Consider the following 25,065-nt stretch of genomic DNA (forward strand, 5'->3'; position numbering starts at 1 on the left):
CGGGGGATCGGACGGACAGGTCATGCTGTGTTCATCCGATCCCGTCGTCGGCGGGGGCGAGCTTCGTCAGTTCGTGACCGCGGGGCGTGTGGGCCTGCGGTCGTCGGCGAACATGGCCTCGATCCTCGACTTGATCTCCGCGGTGCTCATGGTGCCGCTGCGCCGGGGCGTCTGCCGTCCGGTGGGAGTCGTCGGGGCAATCGAGGTTGTCGCCATGTGTCCTGCTTTCGTCGGTTACCGATATGTGTGCCTCACGGTCACGGTTGTGATCTGGTTCACATCGTGGCCGACTATGTTGTACACCACATGTTCGGTCCCGTGCCACTCGGCCTGGTCACCTCGGCGGTGGCCGGGAATGTGACCGAGCGGGTGCGAGGTCGGCGAATCGGCTCCGGCTGATTGCGATGGCTCGAGCGTAGAATTGCGCGGGTTCGGTCGATCACGCTGGGCCCGGATTTCGGTGAGGCCTTGCCGAACTTCGCTGGCCTCGTCGCCGGTCTGCCCTGCTCGGTCGTCGACTCCAAATCCGCGACGAGTTCGGGAGGGCGCTTCAGCGATGCGAACTGATGGAGATAGTTGGGACATCGTCAGTAGTGTGGGCCTGACCGCGTTGGGAGTGGCGACATTTCGGGCGTTGGAGACAGTTCGCCCGGACGCGTTGATCCAGGACGACTTCGCGCAATGGTTCGTCGAAGCGGCGGGTGAACCGCATTTCACCGGGCTGTTGGCCGACCCGTCGTCGCTGGGAGACATGCCGTTCTCGGGTTTCATGGGTTTTCGGACCAGATTCTTCGATGAGTTCTTCTCGTCAGCGACGAGCGCGGGGGTTTCGCAGGCGGTGATCCTCGCGGCCGGGTTGGATGCACGGGCATACCGCTTGGACTGGCCGACCGGCACGACGGTCTTCGAGGTCGACCAACCGCAGGTGCTGGATTTCAAAGAGGAGGTCCTCGCCGATCACGGGGCCAGGGCGAAGGCTGATCGTCGCCCGGTGGCCGTCGATCTGCGAGACGACTGGCCTGCCGCCCTCCAAGCTGCAGGCTTCGACCCTGGTAAGCCGACCGCGTGGTCGGTGGAGGGACTACTGGCTTATCTCCCGGGCGCGGCGCACGACGCGCTGTTCGAGCGGATCGACGAGCTTTCCAGCCCCGGTAGCCACCTTGCCGTCGACAACTTTGCGGCGGGAACCGATTTGCAACGCTTCGAGGCCATCAGGGCGAAGTATTTCGCCAAGAATCCATTCGGCGACATCGACATCTCCGAGCTGTTCTACGGCGACGAGCGGGCCGATCCGGTGCAGTGGTTGACCGGGCACGGCTGGTCGGTGCGGCGCGCAAATTCGCTCGAGCTGGCGGCTGCCTACGGCCGGCCGGTTCCGGATCTCCCCGAAGAACTTGTCGATCTGTCGAAGCGGTCCACGTACCTGACGGCGGTCAAGTAACCCACGGCCCAGTTCGCGGCGATGAACTGCAGGGGAGAGCCATTGCGGTGGACCGCTGTCCGCGCGTACATTGGTAGTTGCGGATCGAGATGGTAGCCGGCAACGGTGAAAGACTCGAGAAGCAGAGATCCGGCCGAGAATGTGAAAGCATTCCCGGCCGAACCCCTGTCTGGGGCCTGTCCCCTGTCCTCCCGGCTGTCAACGTACCCGAGGGCGGTCCGCGAGGCGGTGGTTCGACCTCCTCTCCACCCTGCTCTGCAGCAGCGTCATAGACGATCCGCACCGGCCGGTCGGGACTCTCGGCGAGTGCGCCACGGTGCACTCCACTCGCGGGTCCACTTCGCCCAATCCGATGCCGAGTGCGCGCCGGCCAGGACGAGCCCGGCGCCGCATAGAATGGGCGATACGAACGCCTTCGCTGCATCGGGCGAGGCAGGGTCCGCGGCGGCGGGGCCGCTCGTGAGCCGACCCGTGGGAGGTGGCCATGCAACCGTCCGACCGGATGCGGGCGCTGCCGCGGCGGGCCCGGGTCACGATCATGGTGACGGTGGCGCTCGTTGCGTTGCTGCTGATAGGGCCGCGTCTGGTCGTGGGGTATACCGATTGGCTGTGGTTCGGTGAGGTCGGCTTCCGCCGCGTGTGGGGGACGGTCCTGGTCACCCGGCTGATCCTGTTCACGGCGGTGACGTTGCTGGTAGGTGCGGTGATCTTCGCGGCCATGGTGTGGGCGTACCGGTCCCGCCCCTTGTTCGCGGCCTCGGCCTCGGCGACGGATCCGCTCGAGCGGTACCGGACGGCGGTCCAGCGCCGCCCGCGGTCGTTCGCGGTGGGGATCGCATTGCTGCTGGCGCTGCCGTTCGGTCTGCACGCGCAGGCGAGTTGGGAGACGGTGCAACTGTTCGTGCACGGGGGCGGCTTCGGAACCGTGGACGCGGAATTCGGGTACGACATCGGCTTCTACGTCTTCGACCTGCCGTTCTACCGGCTGATCCTGACGTGGCTGTTCATCGCGGTGTTCCTGGCGTTGTTGATCGGCCTGGGAACTCACTACCTGTTCGGCGGCATCGGGCTGGCACCGAGCAAGGACCACGTCATCGAGGTGTCCCGGCCGGCGCGCATTCAGCTCGCGGTGCTCGCGGGCACGTTCATCGCGCTGAAGGCCGCCTCCTACTGGCTCGACCGGTACTCCTTGTTGTGGAGCGGCCGGAAGGAGCCCACCTTCACCGGGGCCGGGTACACCGACATCAACGCGGTGCTGCCGGCCCGGCTGATCATGGTCGCGATCGCGGTGCTGTGCGCGGTGGCGTTCTTCGCCGCAATCGCTGTGCGGGACCTGCGGATCCCGGCGATGGCCACGGCACTGCTGGTGCTCTCGGCGATCCTGGTCGGCGGAATCTATCCGGCGCTGATCGAGCAGTTCTCGGTCCGCCCGAATGCCGCCGACCGGGAGAGTCCCTACATCGAACGCAACATCGCCGCGACCCGGCAGGCCTACGGAATCGGGCCGGACCGGGTCGATTACCTCGACTACCCCGGGGTGGGGACCCGACCGCCCCGGGACATTCCCGCCGACGTCGCCACCATCGCCAACGCCCGCCTGCTGGACCCGGCCGTGCTCTCGCGCACCTTCACCCAGCAGCAACAGCTGAAGAACTTCTACGGCTTCCCCGAGCACCTCGACATCGACCGCTACACCATCGACGGACAACTCGCCGACTACATCGTCGCCGCCCGCGAGCTGTCCCCGAACAGCCTCAGCGGCAACCAGACCCAGTGGATCAACCGGCACACCGTCTACACCCACGGCAACGGGTTCATCGCGGCCCCCGCCAACCGGGTCAACGCCGCCGTCCGCGACGCCGCCGGGCAGAGCGCGAGCAGCGACAGTGGGTATCCGATCTATGCGGTCAGCGACATCGCGTCCCAGGCGGGCGGCGACCAGGTGATTCCGGTCGAGCAACCGCGCATCTACTTCGGCGAGGTGATCGCGCAGGCGGACCCGGACTACGCCATCGTCGGCGGCCCGGAGGGTGCGCCGCCGCGCGAGTACGACACCGACACCGCCCAGTACACCTACATCGGCACCGGTGGGGTGCCGGTGGGTAGCTGGGTCAACCGGTTGGCGTTCGCCGCCCGGTATGCCGAACGCAACATCCTGTTCTCCGGCGCCATCGGCCCGGGGTCGAAGATCATCTTCAACCGGGATCCGGCGACCCGGGTCGAACACGTCGCCCCGTGGCTGACCACCGACACCAACCCGTATCCGGCGGTGGTCGGCGGCCGGATCGTGTGGATCGTCGACGGCTACACCACCGCCGCGCACTACCCGTACTCGCAGGTCGGCTCACTCGCCGAGCCGGTCGTCACCGACACCGGCCGCACCCTGGCCCTCGAAGAGGTGTCTTATGTGCGGAATTCGGTGAAGGCCACCGTCGACGCCTACGACGGCACCGTCACGCTCTACCAGGTCGACGAGAACGACCCGGTCCTGCGGGCGTGGATGAGCGTGTTTCCCGGCACCGTGCAGCCGCCGAAGGCGATCCCGCCCGAGCTTCGCGCGCACTTCCGCTACCCCGAGGATTTGTTCCGCCTGCAGCGGGACCTGCTGGCGAAGTATCACGTCGATGATCCGCGGGAGTTCTTCACCACCAACGCGTTCTGGTCGGTGCCCAGCGATCCGACCGCCGACACCGGCGGGGAGCAGCCGCCGTACTACGTCCTCGTCGGCGACGCCGGCACCGCGGCCCCATCCTTCCGGCTCTCCAGCGCCATGGTCGGCTTCAACCGGGAATTCCTCTCCGCCTACCTCTCGGTGCACTCCGACCCCGAAAACTACGGCAGGATCGACATTTTGCGGTTGCCGACCGACACCCAGACCCAGGGCCCGCGGCAGACTCAGAACTCGATGATCTCCGACACCCGCGTCGCCTCCGAGCGCACCCTGCTCGAGCGGTCCAACCGGATCTACTACGCCAACCTGCTGACCCTGCCGATCGCCGACGGCGGCATCCTCTACGTCGAACCGGTGTTCACCGAACGTTTGACCAGCACGCCCAACGGTTCCACGTTCCCGCAGCTGGCCCGGGTTTTGGTCAGCTACCGCGAACCCGGCACCGGCGGGGTGCGGATCGGATACGCCCCCACCCTCGCCGAGGCCCTCGACCAGGTCTTCGGCACCGGCACCGGCGCCGTCGCCACCGCACCTGGCGGCGACGCCACCACACCACCACCTACCGATGGGCAACCGCCGGCGCCGCCCCCACCGGGCGCCCCGCCCGCCCCGCCACCGGCGGCATCGGACCAGCTGACCGCGGCGGTTCTCGAACTCAACGTAGCCCTGGCCAACCTGCGCGAGGCACAACGCACCGGCGACTTCACCGCCTACGGCGCGGCCCTGGACCGCCTGCAACAGGCCATCGACACCTACCTGGCCGCGGGCGGAACCCCGCACTGATCCGTCCCCTCGGCGCGATCCGCGGAATGGCGTTGTCCCGTACGGAAAATCATGGATCCGGCGACGCCGGAGAGGCCGGCCAGGACCACCCGCCCGCCGCGCACGCGTGCACCCCAGCTCGTCCCTCCGCCGCCCTCGACCTGATGGCGGCGTGCCGTGGCGTGAAGATCGAACTCGAACCGCGTGCGTCGTACGTGAGGAACGTTTCCCCGGGTCCGCATGTGGCACGGCCTCGCGCTCGAGGTCCTTCAGAAATTCCTCGAGCCGTTCCGTAGTCGACTTGTCCAGTCCATTACGCGGCGAAGGTTGTCAGGCATGCCTTTCACTATCCGCTCCATGTCCGACATCCGTCGTGCCAGGGGAACTGCGGAAGTCCAAGTCCGGCGTGCACGCCGAAGGGGCACGAATGAACCGCCCTGGATCGAGTGGAGACTTCGTTCAGGCCGCCTCGGGGACCGAGGCGACGGTGGGACGCTGTTCACGGTGTCGATTACGTAAATCAGTTCTGCGGCGGGTGAACAGTGCTTGTTCGAGAACGCCGCTGACCAACGGCGTGGCCTTGGTGGTCATCACCCGCCAGCCCAGAATCCGGCGGGAGAAGACGTCGACGCAGAACGCTGTGTAGACGAACCCGGCCAACGTGCACACGTAGGTGAAGTCGCGACCTACCACTGGTCCGGACGCTGCGGTAGTAGGTGGACGGGGCGATGCTGATGGCGTGCTCGGTGAGCGCGGCACAGATCGGGTCGACCCCGAATTGAGAACGGTGGGCGTCGATGTAGTCGACGATCACCGCAGTCGGCGTGGGGGCACCTCCCGCTTGCGGGGGACGACCTCCGCCGCCGCGAAACGCGCTCGCGGTCTTCAATATCTCTTTGGCCCTGCGTAATTCGGTGTTCTCCTTGTGCAGACGTCGAACCTGGTCGGCGTCGGCCTGCTCGCCCGTCGGAGACGCAGCAGGAGCACCTGCCCGATCGGCGGCCTCGATCCAGTTGCGCAGCGCCGCCGGCTTGATGTCGAGCAACTCTCCGACGTAGCGGCGGGCACCGGGCTTCGAGCCTCCGTGATCGCTGATTCGGTCCCGATACATCCGGACGGCGCGCTCCCGGGTCTTGGCGTCGTACTTCTTCTGTGCAGGCATGATCAACATTCTCTTTGTTAGATCAGGAGCCTCCACCTCATCCAGGGCGGTTCAATGCCGGAATCGTTGGATCGAGCTTCGATGCTGATGGTGAGCCAGCCCCGTTCTCGGCGTGCTCTGACAAGGTGTTTGAGGAGTGCGGTCTTCCCGTCGCCACGTAGTCCGGACAGGACCATCCCGCGGTCGTAGTTTGTGCCTTGCTGCGCGCGACGGCAGCTTGAACTCGTCGATCTCCCGGCTTTCCAGGGCGAGAGGGCGAAGCCCGGAGGTCGGCTTGAAGGGATTGAGCGCTGGATGCATGGTTCGCCGTCTATCGGTGTTTATGGCGTTTTATGGGGAATGGGCGCTGGTGAATTCGTCCAACTGATTCGGAATGACGCGGACGCTGAATTCTTCACCGGACAGGTCGGCGCCGGGTAGCTCGAAGGACTCGGCGGTGTCGGCGTCCACGACGGGGGACTGGGTGTCTTTCCTGCTGGCGGTCAGCTGTTCGAGGGACGTGTCCGTCGACTCGTCGGATTCGGTGCGTCGTAGTCGGTGGCTATGGCTGTTTACCTCATGCTCTGGGCGTTCGGGCCCGCCAGGCTAGAGGGTCCCGTGCCGCGACACGCTCCCGGGGGTCGGGCCGCGCGGCGGGTACGGCGTGTGTGGCGGGAGCGCTCGGTTTCGGACATGCCACCCCAGATGCCGTGAGATTCGGTGGCGGTAAGGGCGTGGGCGCGGCAGGCGGCGAGCACGGGGCAGTCCTGACAGATCTGTTTAGCGGCGTGCTCACGCTGGGCACGGCCGCGGCCGCGTTCACCGTCGGGGGAGAAGAACATCTCGGTGTCGGCGCCGCGACAGGAGGCGCGGTGCTGCCAGTCCCGGTCGATGATGGGGTGGTGCGAATGATCAGGCACAGCGGATAGGTCGCTTTCAGAGTCGATCGTTTACGATCCGCCGGAAAGGGCGGGGCACGCAAGGGTGCGGCTGGCGGGCCGAAACCGGTCGCCGACGGAGTGTGCACGGCAAATCGATGTGGGGCGTGGGTTGGCGTGACTTCCTTCGAGGGACGGAATGGGTCCGGGCGCGCACCGTCCTTTGCAGGCCGTAAAGCGTTGTGCGACATGGTCTCTCGACACATCGCGGTTTCACTCCCTGAGACCTCGGGAGAGGCAGTCGGGTAACGGCAGCGACCGACTGGGTTCGGGACTTGTAATCGGTGCGTACCGCGTTCACGGGAGTGGGCGTGTCGGTGGGTTGATGCCTGGGCTCGACATCGGTGGACCGGGAGACACCCGGATGCTTCACACCCGTGCCGCCTGTAAAGAGTTGGTGAAAGGGTGTGATGTCAAGGCTATCGGCACGCAGGCGGACGATTGCGAGAATCGCTCGAAAGTAACTGGCATCACATCCGCTGTATCTACGCGACCGCCGTCAGCGAGCGACTGGCCCTGTGTTCCGCCCCCGAGAATTCATATGTTGGCTGATCGGCCAGGTCGGCCTGTCGATGCTTCCCCGAAGCTGCCCGTACTGATTGATCCACCGGGGACCGCCCTCGGTCGAAGCGGCTTACGTCGGTCAGGTGGAGGAGAGCGATCGCGCTGTGGTCGGCGATGATGCGGGCAAGAACTCCCGACGGAGGAACCGCCCCGTAGCCGGGCGGCAAAGGCGGCTCAGGAAGCGCACCGAATCCTCATGGTGGCGGGCACGGCCAAGTGATAGCCCGGCCTGTTCTCGGCCTACCCGCGAGAACCGGACGCCGCGATGCCGAGCCCCAAGAGCAGGACCCGAGGGCGACGGCCGGTGATCAGTTCCCAGCGACCAGGAGTTTGGGACCGCGAGATGACCACTTCGCGGTCCGAAATCGGATTCGCCCGAGGATCCCGGCTCAGACGAAGACTTCGTTGGACATCCGCACGGTGGGGGGTGACGTTGTGCCAGCCGGCGGAAGCAACGAGACCCGCCGCCGTCTGGGGCTGGGCAGCCGCGACCACGATGCGGGACCCGCTGTCGAGTGCACTCGATGTGGCGATGACGACGATGGGTCGAACTTGGTCGGTCACCGAACTTCGCCCGGGTGGGCACGACACGGCCCGCCCGGACGTTGTCTATACAGCACCCGAATGCGGGTGGGAATCCGGTGCCGAGCCGAACTCAGGGAGAAGTCATGGCCACCGACTACGACGCATCCCGGCGAACCCGTCCGGAGGAACTGGACGACGAAACGGTCTGCCCACGGCGGATGCTTGCCCGGCTGGCACCCCCGCCGAACTGACATGGACGGGGATTTGTCATCCCCATAGAAGTGGCCGTGTCATTGCGCCGGGTGAGGCGCTGGGGTCAAGACCCAGCGCCCGCAACGTCAGCGAGGACGAATTGATCGTGGTGGTACCCCGGCTCAGCGCAGAACTCCACACCAAAGGGCGCACCCACTAGGGTCGGGTCCGTGCCCGTTCATGACGTCGACGCGTTGCTCACCCATTTGAGGTCACTCGACGAGAGTCGGCTCGCCGCGGTCCTGCGCCGGCGGCCGGAGGCGTTGTCTTTGCCGTGGCCCGCAGACATCGCCGATCTGGCCGAGCGCTTGCACGGTCAGGAATCGATCGTGCTCGCCTACACTCGCCTGCCGCAGCCGCACACCGAGGTGCTCGGCGCCCTCACCTTGGTCGAGCAACTGGGGCTCCCCGTCACGGCCGCCGGTGCGTCGACGTGGCTGGGCAGTGACCCGGAGGTGGTCCAGCCATTCCTCGACGACCTGCATGAGCGCGCCCTCACGCTGGTCACGCCCGACGGCGAGATCACGACACCCGCCCAGTTCCCGGCGGTAGGAGCGGGGCTGGGCCAACCCGTGCGAGTGCTGCTCGAGGACATCACGCTGGAGAAGCTGCGTGCGCTGGCCGCGAAACTGAAGGTCAGGGGTGACGGTTCCAAGAAAGTCGTGGTCGATCGCCTCGCCACCTATCTCTGCGACCCCGAAGCGGTCCGAACTCTCGTCGACGCCGCGCCGCCCGCTGAGCGTGATCTGCTTCTCGAGTGCGCCGAGCAGGGAGCCGCGCTGGAATACTTCCCGATGTACTTCGGGTCCTACCCCGCGACCGCACGGGAGCAGCCCGGTCACTGGGCTGTCGCGCGTGGGGTCCTGTGGCCGAGCTACGACGGCGCGGCCTTCATGCCGCTGGAGGTGTCGCTGGCGTTGCGTGGAGTGCGGTGGCGGCTTCCGTTCCATCCTGAACCGCCGCCTCTCGCGCACCATTCGGTGCCGACCGAGCACGCGGACGCCGAGGCCGCGTCGCGCCTGCTGCGGATGATCGAGCGGGTCTCGGCGCTGGTGGATGCGGCGACGACCGAACCGATTCCACTTATCAAGTCCGGCGCGGTGGGAATGCGGACGCTGCGCACGTTCGCGAGGAACTGGGATGTCGAGGCGGACGAGCTGCGGCTCGCCGTGGAGCTGGCCCTGGCCACCGCGGTGCTCGCGCCGGCACCGGCACCCGCACCCCCGAAGAGCCGTGGGCGCAAGCGGCCGCCGCCGCAACCCTCACCCGGTCTGATCCCCGGTCCTGCGGTGTCGGCGTGGCAATCCGCAGACGCCGCGACCCGGGGACGCGCACTTCTCGAAACCTGGTGGCAGTCGGACAGCTCGGTGCTGATGGATTCGACGGTGACTGCCGAGCTGGGCGACACCGCCGTGTACCGGCACCTGCGTCACGAACTGGTCGACGTGTACGCCACGTTGGCGCACGGGCAGGGAGTGTCGGACATCGCGGAACTGGCCGGTCTGCTGGGCTGGCGCGCACCGCTGATCGGCGAGGACATCGTCGGGGACGTTCTCGCCGCGGCCGTCCACGAGGCCGAGCTGCTCGGTCTGCTGGCGCTGGGCGCCGCCACCGCGTTGTGCCGTGGCCTGCACACCGGCACCCTCGCGTCCGCGACTTCGGAGCTGATGTCCGGCGCCCACACGTCCGCGGTGATCGGTGCCGATCTCACCGCGGTAGTCCTCGGCCCGCCGGCGACCGCCCTGTCGCGATTCCTGGACAGCGTCGCCGACCGGGAGTCCCACGGGGCGGCCACGACCTGGCGGTTCACGCCGGGCAGCATTCGGGCGGCGTTCGATCGGGGGAGCACCGCCCGGGACCTGATCGGTGAGCTGACGTCCATCGCACCCGCGGGCCTTCCGCAGGCGTTGGAGTACCTGATCGGCGATGTGGCCCGCACCCACGGGCAGGTGGGCGTCGTGGAGCTCGGCTGCGCCGTCATCGCCGACGACCCGACGCTGCTGGTGGAGCTGGTGGGCAACCGGAAACTCGGCAAGCTGGGACTGGCTACGCTCGCCCCGACGGTGGTGGCTTCCCGCAGCGACGCCGGAACGACGCTATCCGTGCTGCGGATGGCCGGCTATGCGCCGGTTGTGCGCGAGGTCGACGGCAGCGTGCTGATCTCGGCGCCGCCGAACACGGAGTCCGTCGCCGACGTCGACGGCCGCGAGCTCGAAGCTGTCGGAATTGCTGCCGCCGATCCCGACCGGCATGCCCGCCACCTCGCCGCCACGGCCACCCGCGCGCCCCTCGAACCTGCCGGACAGTTCCAGTTCTTCGCCGCTCTGCGCGGCTGTGGCGAGGCCGAGCCAATCTGGGAGCTGGTGGCGGGCCAGCCCGCCCAGATCACGCACGACGGCCGCACGCAACTGGTCCACAGTGCGGCGCTGTACGGAAACACTCTTACCGCGTGGAGTACCACAACCGAACGGTACGAGGACTTTCCGGTGGCGCAGATCTCGATTTCCGGACCACCCGGGGCCGGGCTCTGAGATCACGCGTCCGGGCAACAGCGAGGCGTCCCCATCTGACTGCTCGGCGGCGTGCGGCACGGTGAGGTGAATGCCGCACGTGCCACCCGTTCGCGGAGTGTGCAGGCGACACCCCAGGGAGAGCGGTGCCGACCCTCTCGGCCGCGGACGCTCGAAACGCGTCAGCGGACGAGAGCGTAAGAGCCCAGCTTGGCCGACACCGCCTCGAGCTTCCCGTCGTACCGACCTTCGGCAATCTCATTCATGAACAGCTCGGCGCCGTCAACATCGAAGGTGTCGTTCAGAGACACCGTTCAGCCGGAGGAAGGTCCACGCCACCCACGACATCGAGGAATCGATCTGGGTCTACCTGGTGCGGGACTGGGACGACAAGGATATGTCCTCACTCATGGGGAACCCCCAAGGTCCTCGCACGCCTGCAGCGCCACCCGGTTGGCCGTGTACCAGGTGACCACCAGACCGTCGGCGCTGGCCCGGGCGTGCAGCTTGTACTGCCGGATGACGGTTTTCGCCAGCGGCCACTTGTTGGCGCGGACGAAGTCCTGGACTCCCCGAGGTCGAGCTTGCCGTCCCGCGGATCCCAGTTGTTGATCACCACGATGTTACGGAATCCCGCGGGCTCGGGCACCTTTCGGATCGTGCGGGCGGTCGGGTCGAGCGAGAGCGGTTCGGTTTCCATCGGCACCGTGACGTGTGCGGTGGACAATTCTGCGGTGGGACAATGAAGTGTCGTCACGACCACGCGCCCGTCGAGGAGGCGCATACGCGGTGAAATCACGAAACGAAGGTCGGCGCCTCGACCGCGTCCGCGCGATCGACTGGAACCGGGTGCCCGATGCGACGGACGCCGCCGTGTGGGATCGGTTGACCCGCAACTTCTGGCTCCCGGAGAAGGTGCCGCTGTCCAACGATCTTCGCTCCTGGCAGACGTTGACCCCGGCCGAGCAGCAGATGACCGTCCGGGTGTTCACAGGGCTGACACTGCTCGACACCGCCCAGGCCACGGTGGGGGCCGTCGCCATGATCGCCGACGCCGTCACCCCGCACGAGCAGTCGGTGCTGACCAACATGGCGTTCATGGAGTCGGTGCACGCCAAGAGCTACAGCTCGATCTTCTCCACCCTGTGCTCGACACGGCAGATCGACGAGGCGTTCACCTGGTCGGAGGAGAACGCTCACCTGCAACGCAAGGCCCAGATCGTCCTCGACTACTACCGCGGCGACGACGCGCTCGCACGCAAGGCGGCCTCGGTGATGCTCGAATCGTTCCTGTTCTACTCGGGGTTCTACCTGCCGCTGTACTGGTCCTCACGGGGCAAGCTCACCAACACCGCCGACCTGATCCGACTGATCATCCGCGACGAGGCGGTGCACGGGTTCTACATTGGCTATAAGGTCCGGCGCGGGCTCGAGCGGATGCCCGTCGGCCTGCGGGCCGCCCACCACAACTACACCCACGAGCTGCTGCACGCCCTGTATGAAAACGAGGTCGGGTATGCGCAAGATATGTACGACGAGGTCGGCTGGACCGAGGACGTGCTGCCGTTCATGCGGTTCAACGCGAACAGGGCGCTGGCGAACCTCGGCTACCACCCCGCGTTCCGGGACGACGAGTGCCAGGTGAATCCGGCGATCCTCGCTGCCCTGGACCCCGGCGGCGGGGAGACGCACGAATTCTTCTCCGGTGCCGGCAGCTCGTACGTGATCGGCAAGCACCAGCACACCGAGGACGCGGACTGGGACTTCTGACCCCGCGTGGTTGCCACGTCACGGTCGGAGATGGCCAGGGACGGGGCAATGGTCGACCGGCTCGGTGACCGCGCTGGGGTGTTGATCGTCGGCGACACCGGTTCGGAGGAGAAGGGCACCCGCTCGGCCGGGGTTCAACGCCAGTACTCCGGCACCGCGGGGGCGGGGTACAAATTTGTCTGGTCGGGGTGTTCCTCGCTACCGGCAGTGCGGCCGGGCACGCCTTCCACAAGGTCGTCGCGGCGGCGTTCCCGTGGGTGAGCTACCTGTCGGTCGAGGAGGTCGCGGACTTTATCGACGCGCTGATCGCGTCGCTGCGGGCGGGTTTGTCGCTGGATAATCCGGATCCACCGGCCCGCACGATCGAGACGTGGCGGCACACGGAGGTGTATGCCGATCCGGAGTTCGCCCAGGCTCCTGTCGACGCCGTCCGCGGGTGATGTGGGGGCTGTGCCGGTTCCTGAGCTGTGAGCCTGAAGTATGCGGGCACGGGGCGTCCTACATACACCGAATGATGTTGCCACTGGGGGGGAAAGGGCCCGAGTAGATCCCGGCCGGTGGTTCGATTTTCGGCAATGAGCCGGGCCGTACCGCGGCGGCGAGCCGCTCGAGCTTGTGGCGCGCCGCGATCACGACGGGCCGTCCGCGGTGCGGGGTCGGGGTACGAGTTCGAACCAGGCGCTGATCCCACCCTGTAGGTGCGGATCCGGATAGCTGAGGGCCAGGCCCTGCTGGTCGAAGGCGGCGAACCATTCCGTCCAGGAGATGTGTTCGAGACCGGAGTCGACTCCGTGCAGGTCGATTCGGAGTACGTCGTCGGGCGTGGTGCGGGGGACCCGGGCGGGGATGCCGTGATGAGCCTGGGTCCATTGACGGATTTCCTCGTGGTCGGTGGTGAGATGCGTGTGTGTGGTCATGAGTTCGATCCTGCTGTGTCGCGACGTGGTCTCGTCGCGGCTCGGTCGCCGGGTGCGGGTGAGGTGATCGTCGGGGCGATCGACACCGGGTGCGCGGCGGCCCCAGGCGTGGGACCGGCGCGGGGGCAGTGCCTGCATACCCACTGCGGGCGGGTTCAATCAAGGCCCGACCTGGGTACCGCGCACGCCGCACGGAGCGTCTCCGGCCGGGGGAATGCCATCGTGGGGTGATCAGGCCACCGGGGCGTGTGCACACCAGATGGAGGTGCTCCACAGCGTGAGGGGAGGCACAGAATCCATGCTGGGCCCGGATGCCGGATGCCGGATGCCGGATGCCGGATGTCGCCGTGACCGAAGCGGGAAACGGCTGGTCGCTGAGTTCTACCCGCATGGGGTTGGTGTCTGGATGGCTGAGATGCACGCCGATCCTCGCGGCGGAATGACTATCGCGAGGACTTCTTCTGTCATGACGAGGACTTTCGGGGTTTGCGGGCAGCCGGATTCCCCGGCCGCCGAGAAATCCGCGTAACTTATGGCGGCGTGTCCAGGTCGAGGATCCGCTCTACGGGACGGCCTCCACGCAGGCATCGGACGTTGCGGGTGCACGCGGTGAGTTCGGAGAGGGCCTCGTGTACCTGGCCGGTGACGTCCCACACATCGGGGACGAGGTTTCGGCAGGCGATGATGCCGACGTCGAGGTGCCGTCCGTAGGACATGGCGGCGATGGTGATGCCGCCGGCCACGTCGCTGACGGCGGAGACGGGAAAGTTCCCCGTCACCTCGATGCCCGCGGTGTACAGCGGCCGAGCAGGGCCGGCGGCGTGGGAGATGATCAGGTTGACCGGTGGCGTGGGCATGGTCAGCGCCCGCAGCGGTGTGCGTGAGATCAGACCGCGCAGCGCCCGCGGCAGCGCGGCGCCGAAGTCGCGGACGAGGGTGGCAGGTGCGGCGCGGAAACGTTGGGGTGCCGCCGTGAGCGAGGTGTGCACCTTTTGCAGGCGGCGGGCCGGGTCGGCTTCGTTGATCGGAAGGGCGATGGGCAGGAGGGAGAGTCGATGGTCGGCGGCCGCGAACTGTGCGTCGGTGCGCCGCGCGATCGGCATGGCCGCGGCCAGCGCCGTGTCGGGCAGGGCATCGTGGTCGATGAGCCAGCGACGCAGCACGGTGGTGCACAGCGCCGTCACCACGTCGTCGACGGTGAACCCCAACGCGGTCCTGACCGCCTCGACCTCCTCGAGCGGCAACGAGGTGAACGCGAAGCGTCGGCGCGCGGTGACGGGGCCGTTGAATGGGGTGTCGGGCGGTGTCGGTGCCCCGGCCGTCGGCTCGTCAGCCGACCACCGCCATACGCCCGGGGTCAGCCTTCGGGCGAGTGTGCCCAGCAGGTCCGCGCCGGGGAGGGCGCGGGCGAGCTCGGGCAGGTGCGGCGCCAGCCGGAGCGAGGACCACATCAGTTGCGCGGGCAACAGTGAGAGATGCCAGGCACTGTTGCCGAGCATCCCCAGGGCGCCGGCCGCCTGGTACTGCTCGTCGCTGAGCCGGTGCGGCACCGTGCGGGGTCGCGGGGTGGTGTCCATCAGCACCGCGAGGGCCTGCGCCGCGGTCAGGCCGTCGATCACCGCGGGGTGCACCTTGGTGTAGATCGCCTGCCGGCCACCGGTGAGCCCGTTCACCAGATAGCACTCCCACAGGGGCCGGTCGCGGCTCAGTGGACGTGCCGCGAGACCGGAAATCTGCTCGGCGAGCTGTTCGTCGGTGCCGGGTCCGGTCAGGGCGACCTCCCGGATGTGATAGCCGAGGTCGAGGAACTCGGAGTCCACCCAGTAGGGCCGGTCGAGCCCGAGGGGTACCTCCTGTAGCCGCCACCGCAGTGGCCCTACCAGGTGTAATCGGCCACCGACGAGCGTCCGGAGGTCCTGCACCGTGAGCCCGCCGCCCGGCGTGGTGGGGCCGAGGACACTCAGGACCCCGACATGGGTGAAGGTGGTGGATGTCTCGGCATCGAGGAACTGCGTATCGAGTGAACTGAGCTGGTGCATAAGGTTTTACCTGGATTGGGTGAGCCAACGTGCTGGGCGAGCCCACAAGGCGTCACCACAACGCTACGCCGTGGCGCGTCCCCGTGGTGTCCCGAGCCGTTGCCTGAATCCTCAGTGAGCCTTGATCGGGCCATTCGAATTGGCGCACAACGAGTTTCGCATTGCGGCCGACGGTGCGGCCGCACGCGAGCAGCAGCGAAGGTTCGTGCGGACATCCCGGCGTGTCCAGATACCGGAGAACTCGGCGATCGCGCCGTGTATGGAAAGGACGTTGGTCCGGCCCACCGGCGTCACTACAACGCCTCCAGCTAGCCCGCTGACGCGCAGGGCATCACCTCACTCGAAGTGTGGGGCGCGGCCGCCGCCCCACAGTTGTTCGGTCACATCCTGGAAGCAGACGAGAATGACCGGGTCGTCGTGTCGCTCGAGCGTGGACCGACTGATTGCGGCGCGCACGGTGGAGCCGTCTCGGTGTGTCAGTGCGACGATCTTCCCGGCCGACTCGGACAGTTCCGTCACGGTCGATCGAAGCGGAGACACTGTTTGGACCAGGTCTCCGATCGAACACTCACGGAGCGCGTCCTGCGGATACCCCAGCATGTGTTCGAAAGCCCGATTCATGTAGATGACGAGACCGTCCTGAGCCACAGCCAGCACCGGCACCGGCAGCCTGTCCAGTAGCACGAGGACGGGGAGCTGCTCGAGGTAACCCAGCGCGGTCTCCGGGTTCGGGCGTCGTCTCTCCATACTCGAACTATCGAGGGCAGAACTTTCCCGTTACTGGTTTTCAGATCTCGATTTCTCTTCCGGTGATCGGGTCGCGCCTTCTCAGCGACCCGAATGGGCGCTCTATCAGGATGACGGGCCGTTGGGTCGGCGCCGGATTCTACCTCAACGATCGATTTCACTCTCTATGTACGTCGCATGCGCGAGCCGGGTCATGCGGTCGCCGGCTCGCGTTGGTATCGCACATTCCTGACGAGCGAACTGATCCGTGCCAGCGAATTCGCGAGTACCTCTGGCGATATTCTCTTGCGGTTTCTGCGCGGAGTGGGTGACCCGGCGATCACTCCCACGCTTCTGCGCGGGTACGCCCAGCGGGCGCGTGATTCTAAGCTCGAGGCGGTCGACGGCGTCGGTCACTGGATTGTCGATCAACCACCCGAGTTGGTGCTTGAACGACTTGGAGCGTTCCTACAGGACATCTGAGGTGTATCTCTGATTCGGTCGCTACGGGCGCTGACCGAGCGAGACAGCAGAGGAATCGCAATCGGGACTGGACGCACCCACGACTCGGGGTGCACGTGATGCACGGTGCATCACTCTGGGCTTGTTGCAGACGATCGTTGTGCGTGATCGGGCGCCGGCGGTGGTGCTCCCGCTTGCGGGTGCACGTTTGTTGCGGCGGGCTCATTGAAGGTCGTTTCGCTTGTGCGGGGCTTGGCGCAGGGCCAAATGGCCATGGCTGACGCGGCCGCAGCAGCGAACACCACCGTCTTCAGTTTCGACGGGGCACTCGAGGGGGCAGCGAAGTCCCTCGCAGAGCAGAGCCCCAGAACCGCGAAACTGGCAGAAGAGGTTCTCTCGATGCAGAGGGCCGCACAAGCAAAGAAAGCCGTCCAAGCCGCAAAAAGTGTCCAGCAACTCAGCGAGGGCGCCCGAGACGCCAGGGCCTTCGGTCCGGCGAAGAGGGCCAGGGAGGCCCGGCTGCTTACTCGGCCTCAATGGGTCCGCTATCCAACCCGGCCAGAGCGGGCGCTCGCCGATGTCGAACCGCAACTAACCGGCAGCGTCGACGAGGTAGGTGTTGAGAACTCGTGCAATGTCTGCCAAAGCGCCTGGCGTGGTCATACGAATGTGCGTGACATCGATGGGGTAGTACTCGATGGAACCGGATATGTATGGCTGCCAGCAGCGTTCGGTAAACTCTCGGGTCATGTCGTCGGTTGCAGTGGCGGCGAAAAATACCATGTCTCCGTCGTACGCGGGGGGTTGGTAATTGGCGACCAGTCGTGGCGCGTCATTGAAAGATGCGACGATCCGCTTCACGTGTGATGGCTGGAGAAACTCGAATGCTCCAGTCCGCGTGTGGATCAGTTCGGTCGCCTGTTCAGCCGACAAGGGTGCCCCGGAGGCATCGAAGTCTTCGGCGCCGAATCCAATCAGATCGGCCAGCTCGACCAGAATGTCTCCCACAGTGAATTCCCGGGCTGCAGCCGATTCCGCTTCGCGCAGCCGGCTGTCCAGCATCGCTAGCAGTGAGACCTTCTGCCCCAGAAGGCGAAACCGTGTGGCTACGGCGTGGGCGATGACTCCGCCCAATGACCAGCCGAGTAGGTGATATGGGCCGTGTGGTTGCACGGCCTGGATTTCTCGGACGTATTGCTCCGCCAACTGTTCGATCGAACGGGGATGCGGGTCGTCTTCGACGAGTTCGGGGGATTGGAGCCCGTAGATTCGCCGTCCCGGTTCGGTGTATGGAGCCAAACCTGCGTAACACCAGGCCAATCCGCTAGCCGGGTGTATGCAAAAGATCGGGTCGGAATCCCCGGCTGATCTGATCGGCAACAGGACGTCGAACGCCGAAGGTCCGGTCGGCGCAATAGGTGTCGACCCGTCGGAGGCTGCCCCGACTCTACGGGCGATCGCTTCCACCGTGGAGTCTGTGAAGAGCCACGCAACTTGGATCTCGACGCCGAGAGCCTCTTGCAGCCGCGCACTGACCTGGGTGGCGAGCAGCGAGTTGCCGCCCAGGGTGAAGAAGTCGTCGTCGAGTCCGATGCGGTCGTGGCCGAGGACGTCGGCGAACACCCCGGCAACGAGGCCCTCGACCACCGTGACCGGCGGCCGGTACTGCGGTGTCGGCAGCACCGGGGTGGGGAGTGCTCGTCGGTCGATCTTGCCGTTGGTGGTCAGCGGTAGTGCGTCGAGGATGGTGATGGGGTTGGGCAGCATGTAGTCGGGGAGGTGGTCGGCGGCGTAGGCGCGGATCGCGGTGGGGTCGAGGGGGGTGTGGTCGCGGGGGACGATGTAGCCGACGAGTCGGTCGCCGGTGTGGGGATCGTGGTGTATTGCGGCGACGGCGTGGGTGATGTCGGGGTGGGTGGTGAGGGTGGCTTCGATTTCGCCGAGTTCGATGCGGTGGCCGCGGATTTTGACTTGGAGATCGCGGCGGCCGAGGAATTCGAGGTTGCCGTCGGGGTGCCAGCGCACGAGGTCGCCGGTGCGGTACATGCGTTCGCCGGGTGGGCCGAACCGATTTGCCACGAACCGTTCTGCCGTCAACCCCGGCCGGCCCAGATACCCCCGCGCCAGCTGGATCCCGGCCAGGTGCAGTTCTCCGGTCACGCCGACCGGAACCGGATGCAAGCGGTGGTCCAACACGTAGGCGTGGCAGTTGGTCTGGGGTGTGCCGATGGGTACCACCGACTCTTCGGGCTGGGTGCAACGGTGACAGATGACGCTGACGGTCGTTTCGGTGGGCCCGTACTGGTTCCACACCGTCGCCGGACTGAACTCCGCCAACCGCGCCACCGTCTGCCCGGACAGTGATTCACCGCCGAGGTAGACCACCTTCAGCCCACCGAGCGCGTCCGACCACCGGCTCGCCATCAGACTGGTTAGCACCGTCGGCACCGACGCCAGGTGGGTGACCTTCTGCGCCCGGATGAGCTCCGCCAGGTAGTCGGGGTCGCGTTGGCCGTCCGGGCTCGCCAAGACCATGCATCCGCCGATCTGTAGCGGTGCAAAGAGGTCGGGGGTCGACGCGTCGAAGGTCACCGCGTTGCTCTGCAGGAGACGGTCACCGGCACGGTGATCGAACGCCTCGACCACCCACCGCACCTGATTGACGATTGCGCTGTGGGCCACGGTTACCCCCTTCGGGCGGCCGGTCGATCCCGAGGTGAACATCACGTAGGCCGTGTTCTGCGGGCGCAGTGGTGCACGACGGTCCGCGTCGGTCACCGGCATCGCGGACACCCGTGACAGATCGATGGTGTCGATGTGGAGGACTGGTATGTCGTGCGGAGGGTCGTTTCCGTCGTCGTGGGTGGTGGTCAGCATGCAGGTTGGTTGTGCCACTGAGAGTATGAAGTGTGCGCGCTCGGCTGGGTGGTCGGGGTCGATGGGTAGGTATGCTGCGCCGGCGGTGAGGGTCGCGTAGACGCCGATGACGAAGTCGATGGAGCGGCGCATCCGCAGTGTCACGATGGTTTCCGGGCCTACTCCTTGTGCGATCAGGTGTCGGGCGAGACGGTTGACGCGTGCGTTGAACTCGGCATAGGACAGTGTTCGGTTTCCGTCGATGACCGCGATGGCGTCGGGTGTGCGCGCCACCTGCGCACCGAACATCGACACCAGCGTGTCGGTGGTTGGCGCATGATCGGTGTGGTTCCAGTTCCCGAGGATCAGCTGTTTCTCGGTGGGGTCGAGGAGGTCGATGTCGCCGACCGGGCTGTCGGGATCGGCCACCACTGCCTCGAGGAGCCGGGTGAATCTGTCGGCGAAGCCGCGGACGGTGTCCTCGTCGAACAGGTCCTGCGCGTAAGTCAGCGTGGCGGTCAGACCGCGAGCGGCACCATCCCGATCGACGCGTTCACTTACCGTCAGCGTGAGGTCGAACTGCGTGGCGGCGTGGTCGATGTCCTCGATACGGGCGGTCAGCCCCGCCAATTCCAGTTTCGGGTGCTCCTGGTTCTGGAAGACGAGCATCACCTGGAACAGTGGGTGCCGGGTGGTCGACCGTGCCGGGTTGAGGGCCTGTACCACCCGTTCGAACGGCACGTCGGCGTGCTCGAACGCGGCCAGGTCGATTTCTCGCACCGTCGAGAGCAGGTTGGTGAAGCTGCTGGCACCGTCGACCGGGGTTCGCAGTGCGACGGTGTTGACGAACATGCCGACCAGATCGTCGAGGGCTGGGTCGCCGCGGCCGGCGACGGGGGTGCCGATGATGACGGCAGTGGAGCCCGATATCCGGGCCAAGGACACCGCGAACGCGGTGTGCAGCACCATGAACACCGTAGCGGCGTGTCGCCGTGCGATCTCAATGACCGCGCGGTGGGTCTCCACGCCGACCGTGAACGCGTGTGTCCGTCCACGGTGCGACACCACGGGCCGGGTCCGGTAACCCGGCAATTCGAGCTGTTCCGGTAGCCCGGCGAGTATCGAACGCCAGTACGTCAGCTGCTGGGTGAGCAACGAGCCCAGGTCGTCGTCGGAGCCGAGTATCTCCCGTTGCCACAGGGTGTAGTCGGCGTACTGGACCGCTAGCGGTGGCCACGATGGCGCGTGTCCGCCTGTGCGAGCCGTGTAGGCGGCCACGAGATCTCGGGCCAGCGGGGCGATCGAGGAGCCGTCGGCGCAGATGTGGTGCAGCACCACGGCGAGCACATGCTCGTTTTTGGCCGTCTCGAACACGGCGGCCCGCAGCGGCACCGATTCTGTGACATCGAACCCGGCCGAGGCCATCGAGGTCAGCCGTGCGGCGAGCTCGTTCTCGGTCACGGCGGCGGTGGCGAATCCGCCGCTGACCTCCGCCGCCGGGACAACCACTTGGTACGGGCCGGCCTCCGATTCGGGGTAGATCGTCCGCAGGGTCTCATGTCGGTCCACGACGTCTGCGATCGCTGCCAGCAGTGCGGCCGTGTCCATGGTCCCCGACAGGCGCACGGCGAACGGGATGTTGTAGACCGGTGAGTGCGGGTCGAATCGGTTGAGGAACCAGATTCGTTGCTGCGCATACGATAGCGGGATTCGTTCGGGTCGGGGCCGCGGCAGCAGGGGTGTGCGTGCGCCGGCCGTCGCCTGGGATTCGAGCCACTTCGACAGTGCCTGCACCGACGACGCCTCGAACAACACCCGCATCGGCACCCGCGCATCCATCGCGACACCCAGCCGCGACACCGCTTGCGTCGCAAGCAGCGAGTTGCCGCCCAGGGTGAAGAAGTCGTCGTCGAGCCCGACCCGGTCGTGGCCGAGGACGTCGGCGAACACCCCGGCAACGACCCCCTCCACCACCGTCATCGGCGCCCGGTACCGCGGCACCGGCAACACCGGTACCGGCAACGCCCGCCGATCCACCTTCCCACTCGCCGTCAACGGCAACCGATCCACCACGGTAATCGGCGAGGGCACCATGTAGTCGGGGAGGCGGTCCGCGACCATCGCGCGGACACGAGCCGGGTCGAGGTGGGCGCCGTCACGGGAGACGACGTAGCCGACGAGCCGGTCCCCGGTGTGCTGATCATTGTGCACCGCGGCGACAGCCTGGGTTACGTCGGGATCCGCCGTCAGAGTTGCTTCGATTTCGCCGAGTTCGATGCGGTGGCCGCGGATTTTGACTTGGAGATCGCGGCGGCCGAGGAATTCGAGGTTGCCGTCGGGGTGCCAGCGCACGAGGTCGCCGGTGCGGTACATGCGTTCGCCGGGTGGGCCGAAGGAGTTGGCGACGAACCGCTCGGCGGTCAGTCCGGGCGGGCCGTGATAACCCCGTGCCAGTTGCACCCCCGCCACATACAACTCGCCCACCACCCCCACCGGTACCGGATGCAAGCGGTGGTCCAACACGTAGGCGTGGCAGTTGGTCTGGGGTGTGCCGATGGGTACCACCGACTCTTCGGGCTGGGTGCAACGGTGACAGATGACGCTGACGGTGGTTTCGGTGGGCCCGTACTGGTTCCATACCGTTGCAGGACCGGACTGGGTCAGTCGCGTCACCGTGCGCCCGGACAGTGTTTCACCGCCGAGGTAGATCACCCGCACGCCGCGGAGAACGTCGGGTGATCGGCTGGCCATCAGGGCGGTCAGTACCGTCGGTACCGAGGACATGTGGGTAATCGCATGGCTGCGAATGAGTTCGGCGAGGTAGTCGGGGTCGCGTTGGCCGTCGGGCCCTGCCAACACCACGCAGGCACCGACCTGCAGCGGAGCGAAGAGATCGGGGGTCGACGCGTCGAAGGTCACCGCGTTGCTCTGCAAAAGACGGTCACCGAAGCCGTAATCTAACGCAACCCACTGCACCTCGTTGGCGATCGCGCTGTGGGCCACGGTTACCCCCTTCGGCCGGCCGGTCGATCCCGAGGTGAACATCACGTACGCCATGTTCTGCGGGCGCAGCGGTGCACGACGGTCCGCGTCGGTCACCGGCGCCGCGGATACCCGTGACAGATCGATGGTGTCGATGTGGAGGACCGGTACCGGGTCGGACAGATCGATTTGGTCGTCGTGGGTGGTGGTCAGCATGCAGGTTGGTTGTGCCACTGAGAGTATGAAGTGTGCGCGCTCGGCTGGGTGGTCGGGGTCGATGGGTAGGTATGCTGCGCCGGCGGTGAGGGTCGCGTAGACGCCGATGACGAAGTCGATGGAGCGGCGCATCCGCAGTGTCACGATGGTTTCCGGGCCTACTCCTTGTGCGATCAGGTGTCGGGCGAGACGGTTGACGCGTGCGTTGAACTCGGCATAGGACAGTGTTCGGTTTCCGTCGATGACCGCGATGGCGTCGGGTGTGCGGGCGGCCTGCGCACCGAACATCGACACCAGCGTGTCGGTGGTTGGCGCATGATCGGTGTGGTTCCAGTTCCCGAGGATCAGCTGTTTCTCGGTGGGGTCGAGGAGGTCGATGTCGCCGACCGGGCTGTCGGGATCGGCCACCCCGGCCTCGAGGAGCCGGGTGAACCGATCAGCGAACCCTCGCACCGTGTCCTCGTCGAACAGGTCGGCTGTGTAGGTCAATGCTGCGTTCAGCCCCGTGGGGGCGCCCTTGTCGCCAAAACGTTCGCTGATGGTGAGGGTCAGGTCGAACTGGGTGGCGGCGTGGTCGATGTCTTCGATACGGGCGGTCAGCCCCTCCAATTCGAGCTCCGCGTGTTCCTGGTTCTGGAAGGCGAGCATCACCTGGAACAGTGGGTGCCGGGTGGTCGACCGTGCCGGGTTGAGGGCCTGTACCACCCGTTCGAACGGCACGTCGGCGTGCTCGAACGCGGCCAGGTCGGTTTCTCGCACCGTCGAGAGCAGGTTGGTGAAGCTGCTGGCGGCGTCGACCGGGGTTCGCAGCACCAGTGTGTTGACGAACATGCCGACCAGATCGTCGAGGGCTGGGTCGCCGCGGCCGGCGACGGGGGTGCCGATCGCGATATCGCCGGTGCCCGACATCCGGGCCAGGAACACCGCGAACGCGGTGTGCGCCACCATGAACACGGTCGCGGTGTGCTGTCGTGCTAGTGCGGCTGCCGCGCGGTGGGTGCGTGCGGCGATGGTGAACGTGTGTGTTCGTCCACGGTGGGTGACGGCGGGCGGAGTTCGGTTCACGGGCAGCTCGAGCTGTTCGGGTAGACCATCCAATGTCGAACGCCAGTAGGTCAGTTGCTGTGCGAGCGACGAATCGGGGTCGTCCTCGGACCCGAGTAGTTCGCGTTGCCATAGCGTGTAGTCGGCGTACTGGACCGCTAGCGGTGGCCACGATGGCGCGTGTCCGCCTGTGCGAGCCGTGTAGGCGGCCACGAGATCTCGGGCCAGCGGGGCGATCGAGGAGCCGTCGGCGCCGATGTGGTGCAGCACCACGGCGAGCACATGCTCATCGTCGGCTGTCTCGAACAAGGCGGCGCGCAGCGGCACCGATGCTGTGACGTCGAACCCGGCCGAGGCCATCGAGGTCAGTCGCGCGGCGAGCTCGTTCTCGGTCACGGCGGCGGTGGCGAATCCGCTGCTGACCTCCGCCGCCGGGACAACCACTTGGTGCGGGCCGGTGTCGGATTCGGGGTAGATCGTCCGCAGGGTCTCGTGCCGGTCCACGACGTCTGCGATCGCTGCCAGCAGTGCGGCCGTGTCCATGGTCCCCGACAGGCGCACGGCGAACGGGATGTTGTAGACCGGTGAGTGGGGGTCGAACCGGTTGAGGTACCAGATTCGTTGCTGCGCATACGATAGCGGGATTCGTTCGGGTCGGGGCCGCGCGAGCAGGGGTGTGCGTGCGCCGGCCGTCGCCCGGGATTCGAGCCACTTCGACAGTGCCTGCACCGACGACGCCTCGAACAACACTCGCATCGGCACCCGCGAATCCATCGCGACACCCAGCCGCGACACCGCCTGCGTCGCGAGCAGCGAGTTGCCGCCCAGGGTGAAGAAGTCGTCGTCGAGTCCGATGCGGTCGTGGCCGAGGACGTCGGCGAACACCCCGGCAACGAGGCCCTCGACCACCGTGACCGGCGGCCGGTACTGCGGTGTCGGCAGCACCGGGGTGGGGAGTGCTCGTCGGTCGATCTTGCCGTTGGTGGTCAGCGGTAGTGCGTCGAGGATGGTGATGGGGTTGGGCAGCATGTAGTCGGGGAGGTGGTCGGCGGCGTAGGCGCGGATCGCGGTGGGGTCGAGGGGGGTGTGGTCGCGGGGGACGATGTAGCCGACGAGTCGGTCGCCGGTGTGGGGATCGTGGTGTATTGCGGCGACGGCGTGGGTGATGTCGGGGTGGGTGGTGAGGGTGGCTTCGATTTCGCCGAGTTCGATGCGGTGGCCGCGGATTTTGACTTGGAGGTCGCGGCGG

12 protein-coding genes and 4 pseudogenes are annotated in these 25,065 nt (G+C 66.7%); 6 read left to right on the top strand and 10 right to left on the bottom strand.

The window, feature by feature from the left end; translation table 11 throughout:
- Positions 1-66: 66 nt before the first annotated feature.
- A complete protein-coding gene (locus tag ACFVJ3_RS41390; protein WP_009473232.1) occupies positions 67-216 on the bottom strand; it encodes a hypothetical protein in 150 nt (49 codons plus the stop codon).
- A gap of 340 nt (positions 217-556) precedes the next feature.
- Between ACFVJ3_RS41390 and ACFVJ3_RS41395 the strand changes: the two genes are divergently transcribed.
- Positions 557-1,441 (top strand): class I SAM-dependent methyltransferase, encoded by an 885-nt coding sequence (locus tag ACFVJ3_RS41395; protein WP_378457584.1) that lies wholly within the window; start codon positions 557-559, stop codon positions 1,439-1,441.
- Between the two features lie 484 nt (positions 1,442-1,925).
- Positions 1,926-4,895, top strand: a complete 2,970-nt coding sequence (locus ACFVJ3_RS41400; RefSeq protein ID WP_378457585.1) for a UPF0182 family protein — start codon at positions 1,926-1,928, stop codon at positions 4,893-4,895.
- A 492-nt stretch (positions 4,896-5,387) separates the two neighbouring features.
- Here ACFVJ3_RS41400 and ACFVJ3_RS41405 read toward each other — a convergent pair.
- From ACFVJ3_RS41405 to ACFVJ3_RS41415, 3 genes and pseudogenes are all read right to left on the bottom strand, one after another.
- Positions 5,388-6,036: pseudogene (locus tag ACFVJ3_RS41405) on the bottom strand (IS3 family transposase); the annotation flags it as partial.
- Positions 6,037-6,378: 342 nt separating this feature from the next.
- Positions 6,379-6,567 (bottom strand): annotated as a pseudogene (locus ACFVJ3_RS41410) (DUF4193 family protein); the annotation flags it as partial.
- A gap of 20 nt (positions 6,568-6,587) precedes the next feature.
- Entirely contained in the window at positions 6,588-6,935 is a 348-nt protein-coding gene (locus tag ACFVJ3_RS41415) for a WhiB family transcriptional regulator (RefSeq protein ID WP_378457586.1), read from the bottom strand.
- Positions 6,936-8,464: 1,529 nt separating this feature from the next.
- Between ACFVJ3_RS41415 and ACFVJ3_RS41420 the strand changes: the two genes are divergently transcribed.
- Positions 8,465-10,825, top strand: a complete 2,361-nt coding sequence (locus ACFVJ3_RS41420) for a helicase-associated domain-containing protein (RefSeq protein ID WP_378457587.1) — start codon at positions 8,465-8,467, stop codon at positions 10,823-10,825.
- 161 nt (positions 10,826-10,986) lie between these two features.
- On the opposite strand, the gene ACFVJ3_RS41425 is transcribed toward ACFVJ3_RS41420, so the two are convergent.
- A complete protein-coding gene (locus ACFVJ3_RS41425; RefSeq protein ID WP_378457588.1) occupies positions 10,987-11,115 on the bottom strand; it encodes a hypothetical protein in 129 nt (42 codons plus the stop codon).
- Between the two features lie 96 nt (positions 11,116-11,211).
- A pseudogene (locus tag ACFVJ3_RS41430) lies at positions 11,212-11,519 on the bottom strand (ParA family protein); the annotation flags it as partial.
- Between the two features lie 74 nt (positions 11,520-11,593).
- Here ACFVJ3_RS41430 and nrdF point away from each other — a divergent pair.
- Together nrdF and ACFVJ3_RS41440 are read left to right on the top strand one after the other, a co-directional pair.
- The gene (gene nrdF / locus ACFVJ3_RS41435; RefSeq protein WP_378457589.1) at positions 11,594-12,574 is read left to right on the top strand and encodes a class 1b ribonucleoside-diphosphate reductase subunit beta; all 981 of its coding nucleotides are present in this window, start codon (positions 11,594-11,596) and stop codon (positions 12,572-12,574) included.
- 48 nt (positions 12,575-12,622) lie between these two features.
- Positions 12,623-12,798: pseudogene (locus ACFVJ3_RS41440) on the top strand (transposase); the annotation flags it as partial.
- 405 nt (positions 12,799-13,203) lie between these two features.
- On the opposite strand, the gene ACFVJ3_RS41445 reads toward ACFVJ3_RS41440, so the two are convergent.
- The 3 genes from ACFVJ3_RS41445 to ACFVJ3_RS41455 form a co-directional block, all read right to left on the bottom strand.
- Positions 13,204-13,491 (bottom strand): hypothetical protein, encoded by a 288-nt coding sequence (locus ACFVJ3_RS41445; RefSeq protein ID WP_378457590.1) that lies wholly within the window; start codon positions 13,489-13,491, stop codon positions 13,204-13,206.
- A 530-nt stretch (positions 13,492-14,021) separates the two neighbouring features.
- The gene (locus tag ACFVJ3_RS41450; protein WP_378457591.1) at positions 14,022-15,530 is read right to left on the bottom strand and encodes a wax ester/triacylglycerol synthase family O-acyltransferase; all 1,509 of its coding nucleotides are present in this window, start codon (positions 15,528-15,530) and stop codon (positions 14,022-14,024) included.
- A gap of 336 nt (positions 15,531-15,866) precedes the next feature.
- A complete protein-coding gene (locus ACFVJ3_RS41455) occupies positions 15,867-16,277 on the bottom strand; it encodes a PAS domain-containing protein (protein WP_378457592.1) in 411 nt (136 codons plus the stop codon).
- A gap of 177 nt (positions 16,278-16,454) precedes the next feature.
- Here ACFVJ3_RS41455 and ACFVJ3_RS41460 point away from each other — a divergent pair, with 177 nt between their 5' ends.
- Positions 16,455-16,739, top strand: a complete 285-nt coding sequence (locus tag ACFVJ3_RS41460; RefSeq protein ID WP_378457593.1) for an alpha/beta fold hydrolase — start codon at positions 16,455-16,457, stop codon at positions 16,737-16,739.
- 570 nt (positions 16,740-17,309) lie between these two features.
- Here ACFVJ3_RS41460 and ACFVJ3_RS41465 read toward each other — a convergent pair.
- A partial coding sequence (locus tag ACFVJ3_RS41465) for an amino acid adenylation domain-containing protein (RefSeq protein WP_378457594.1) occupies positions 17,310-25,065 on the bottom strand: 7,756 nt, incomplete at its 5' end.

Origin of the sequence: Rhodococcus sp. NPDC127593 (genome assembly GCF_042671975.1) — a bacterium.
Lineage (GTDB): Bacteria > Actinomycetota > Actinomycetes > Mycobacteriales > Mycobacteriaceae > Rhodococcus_F.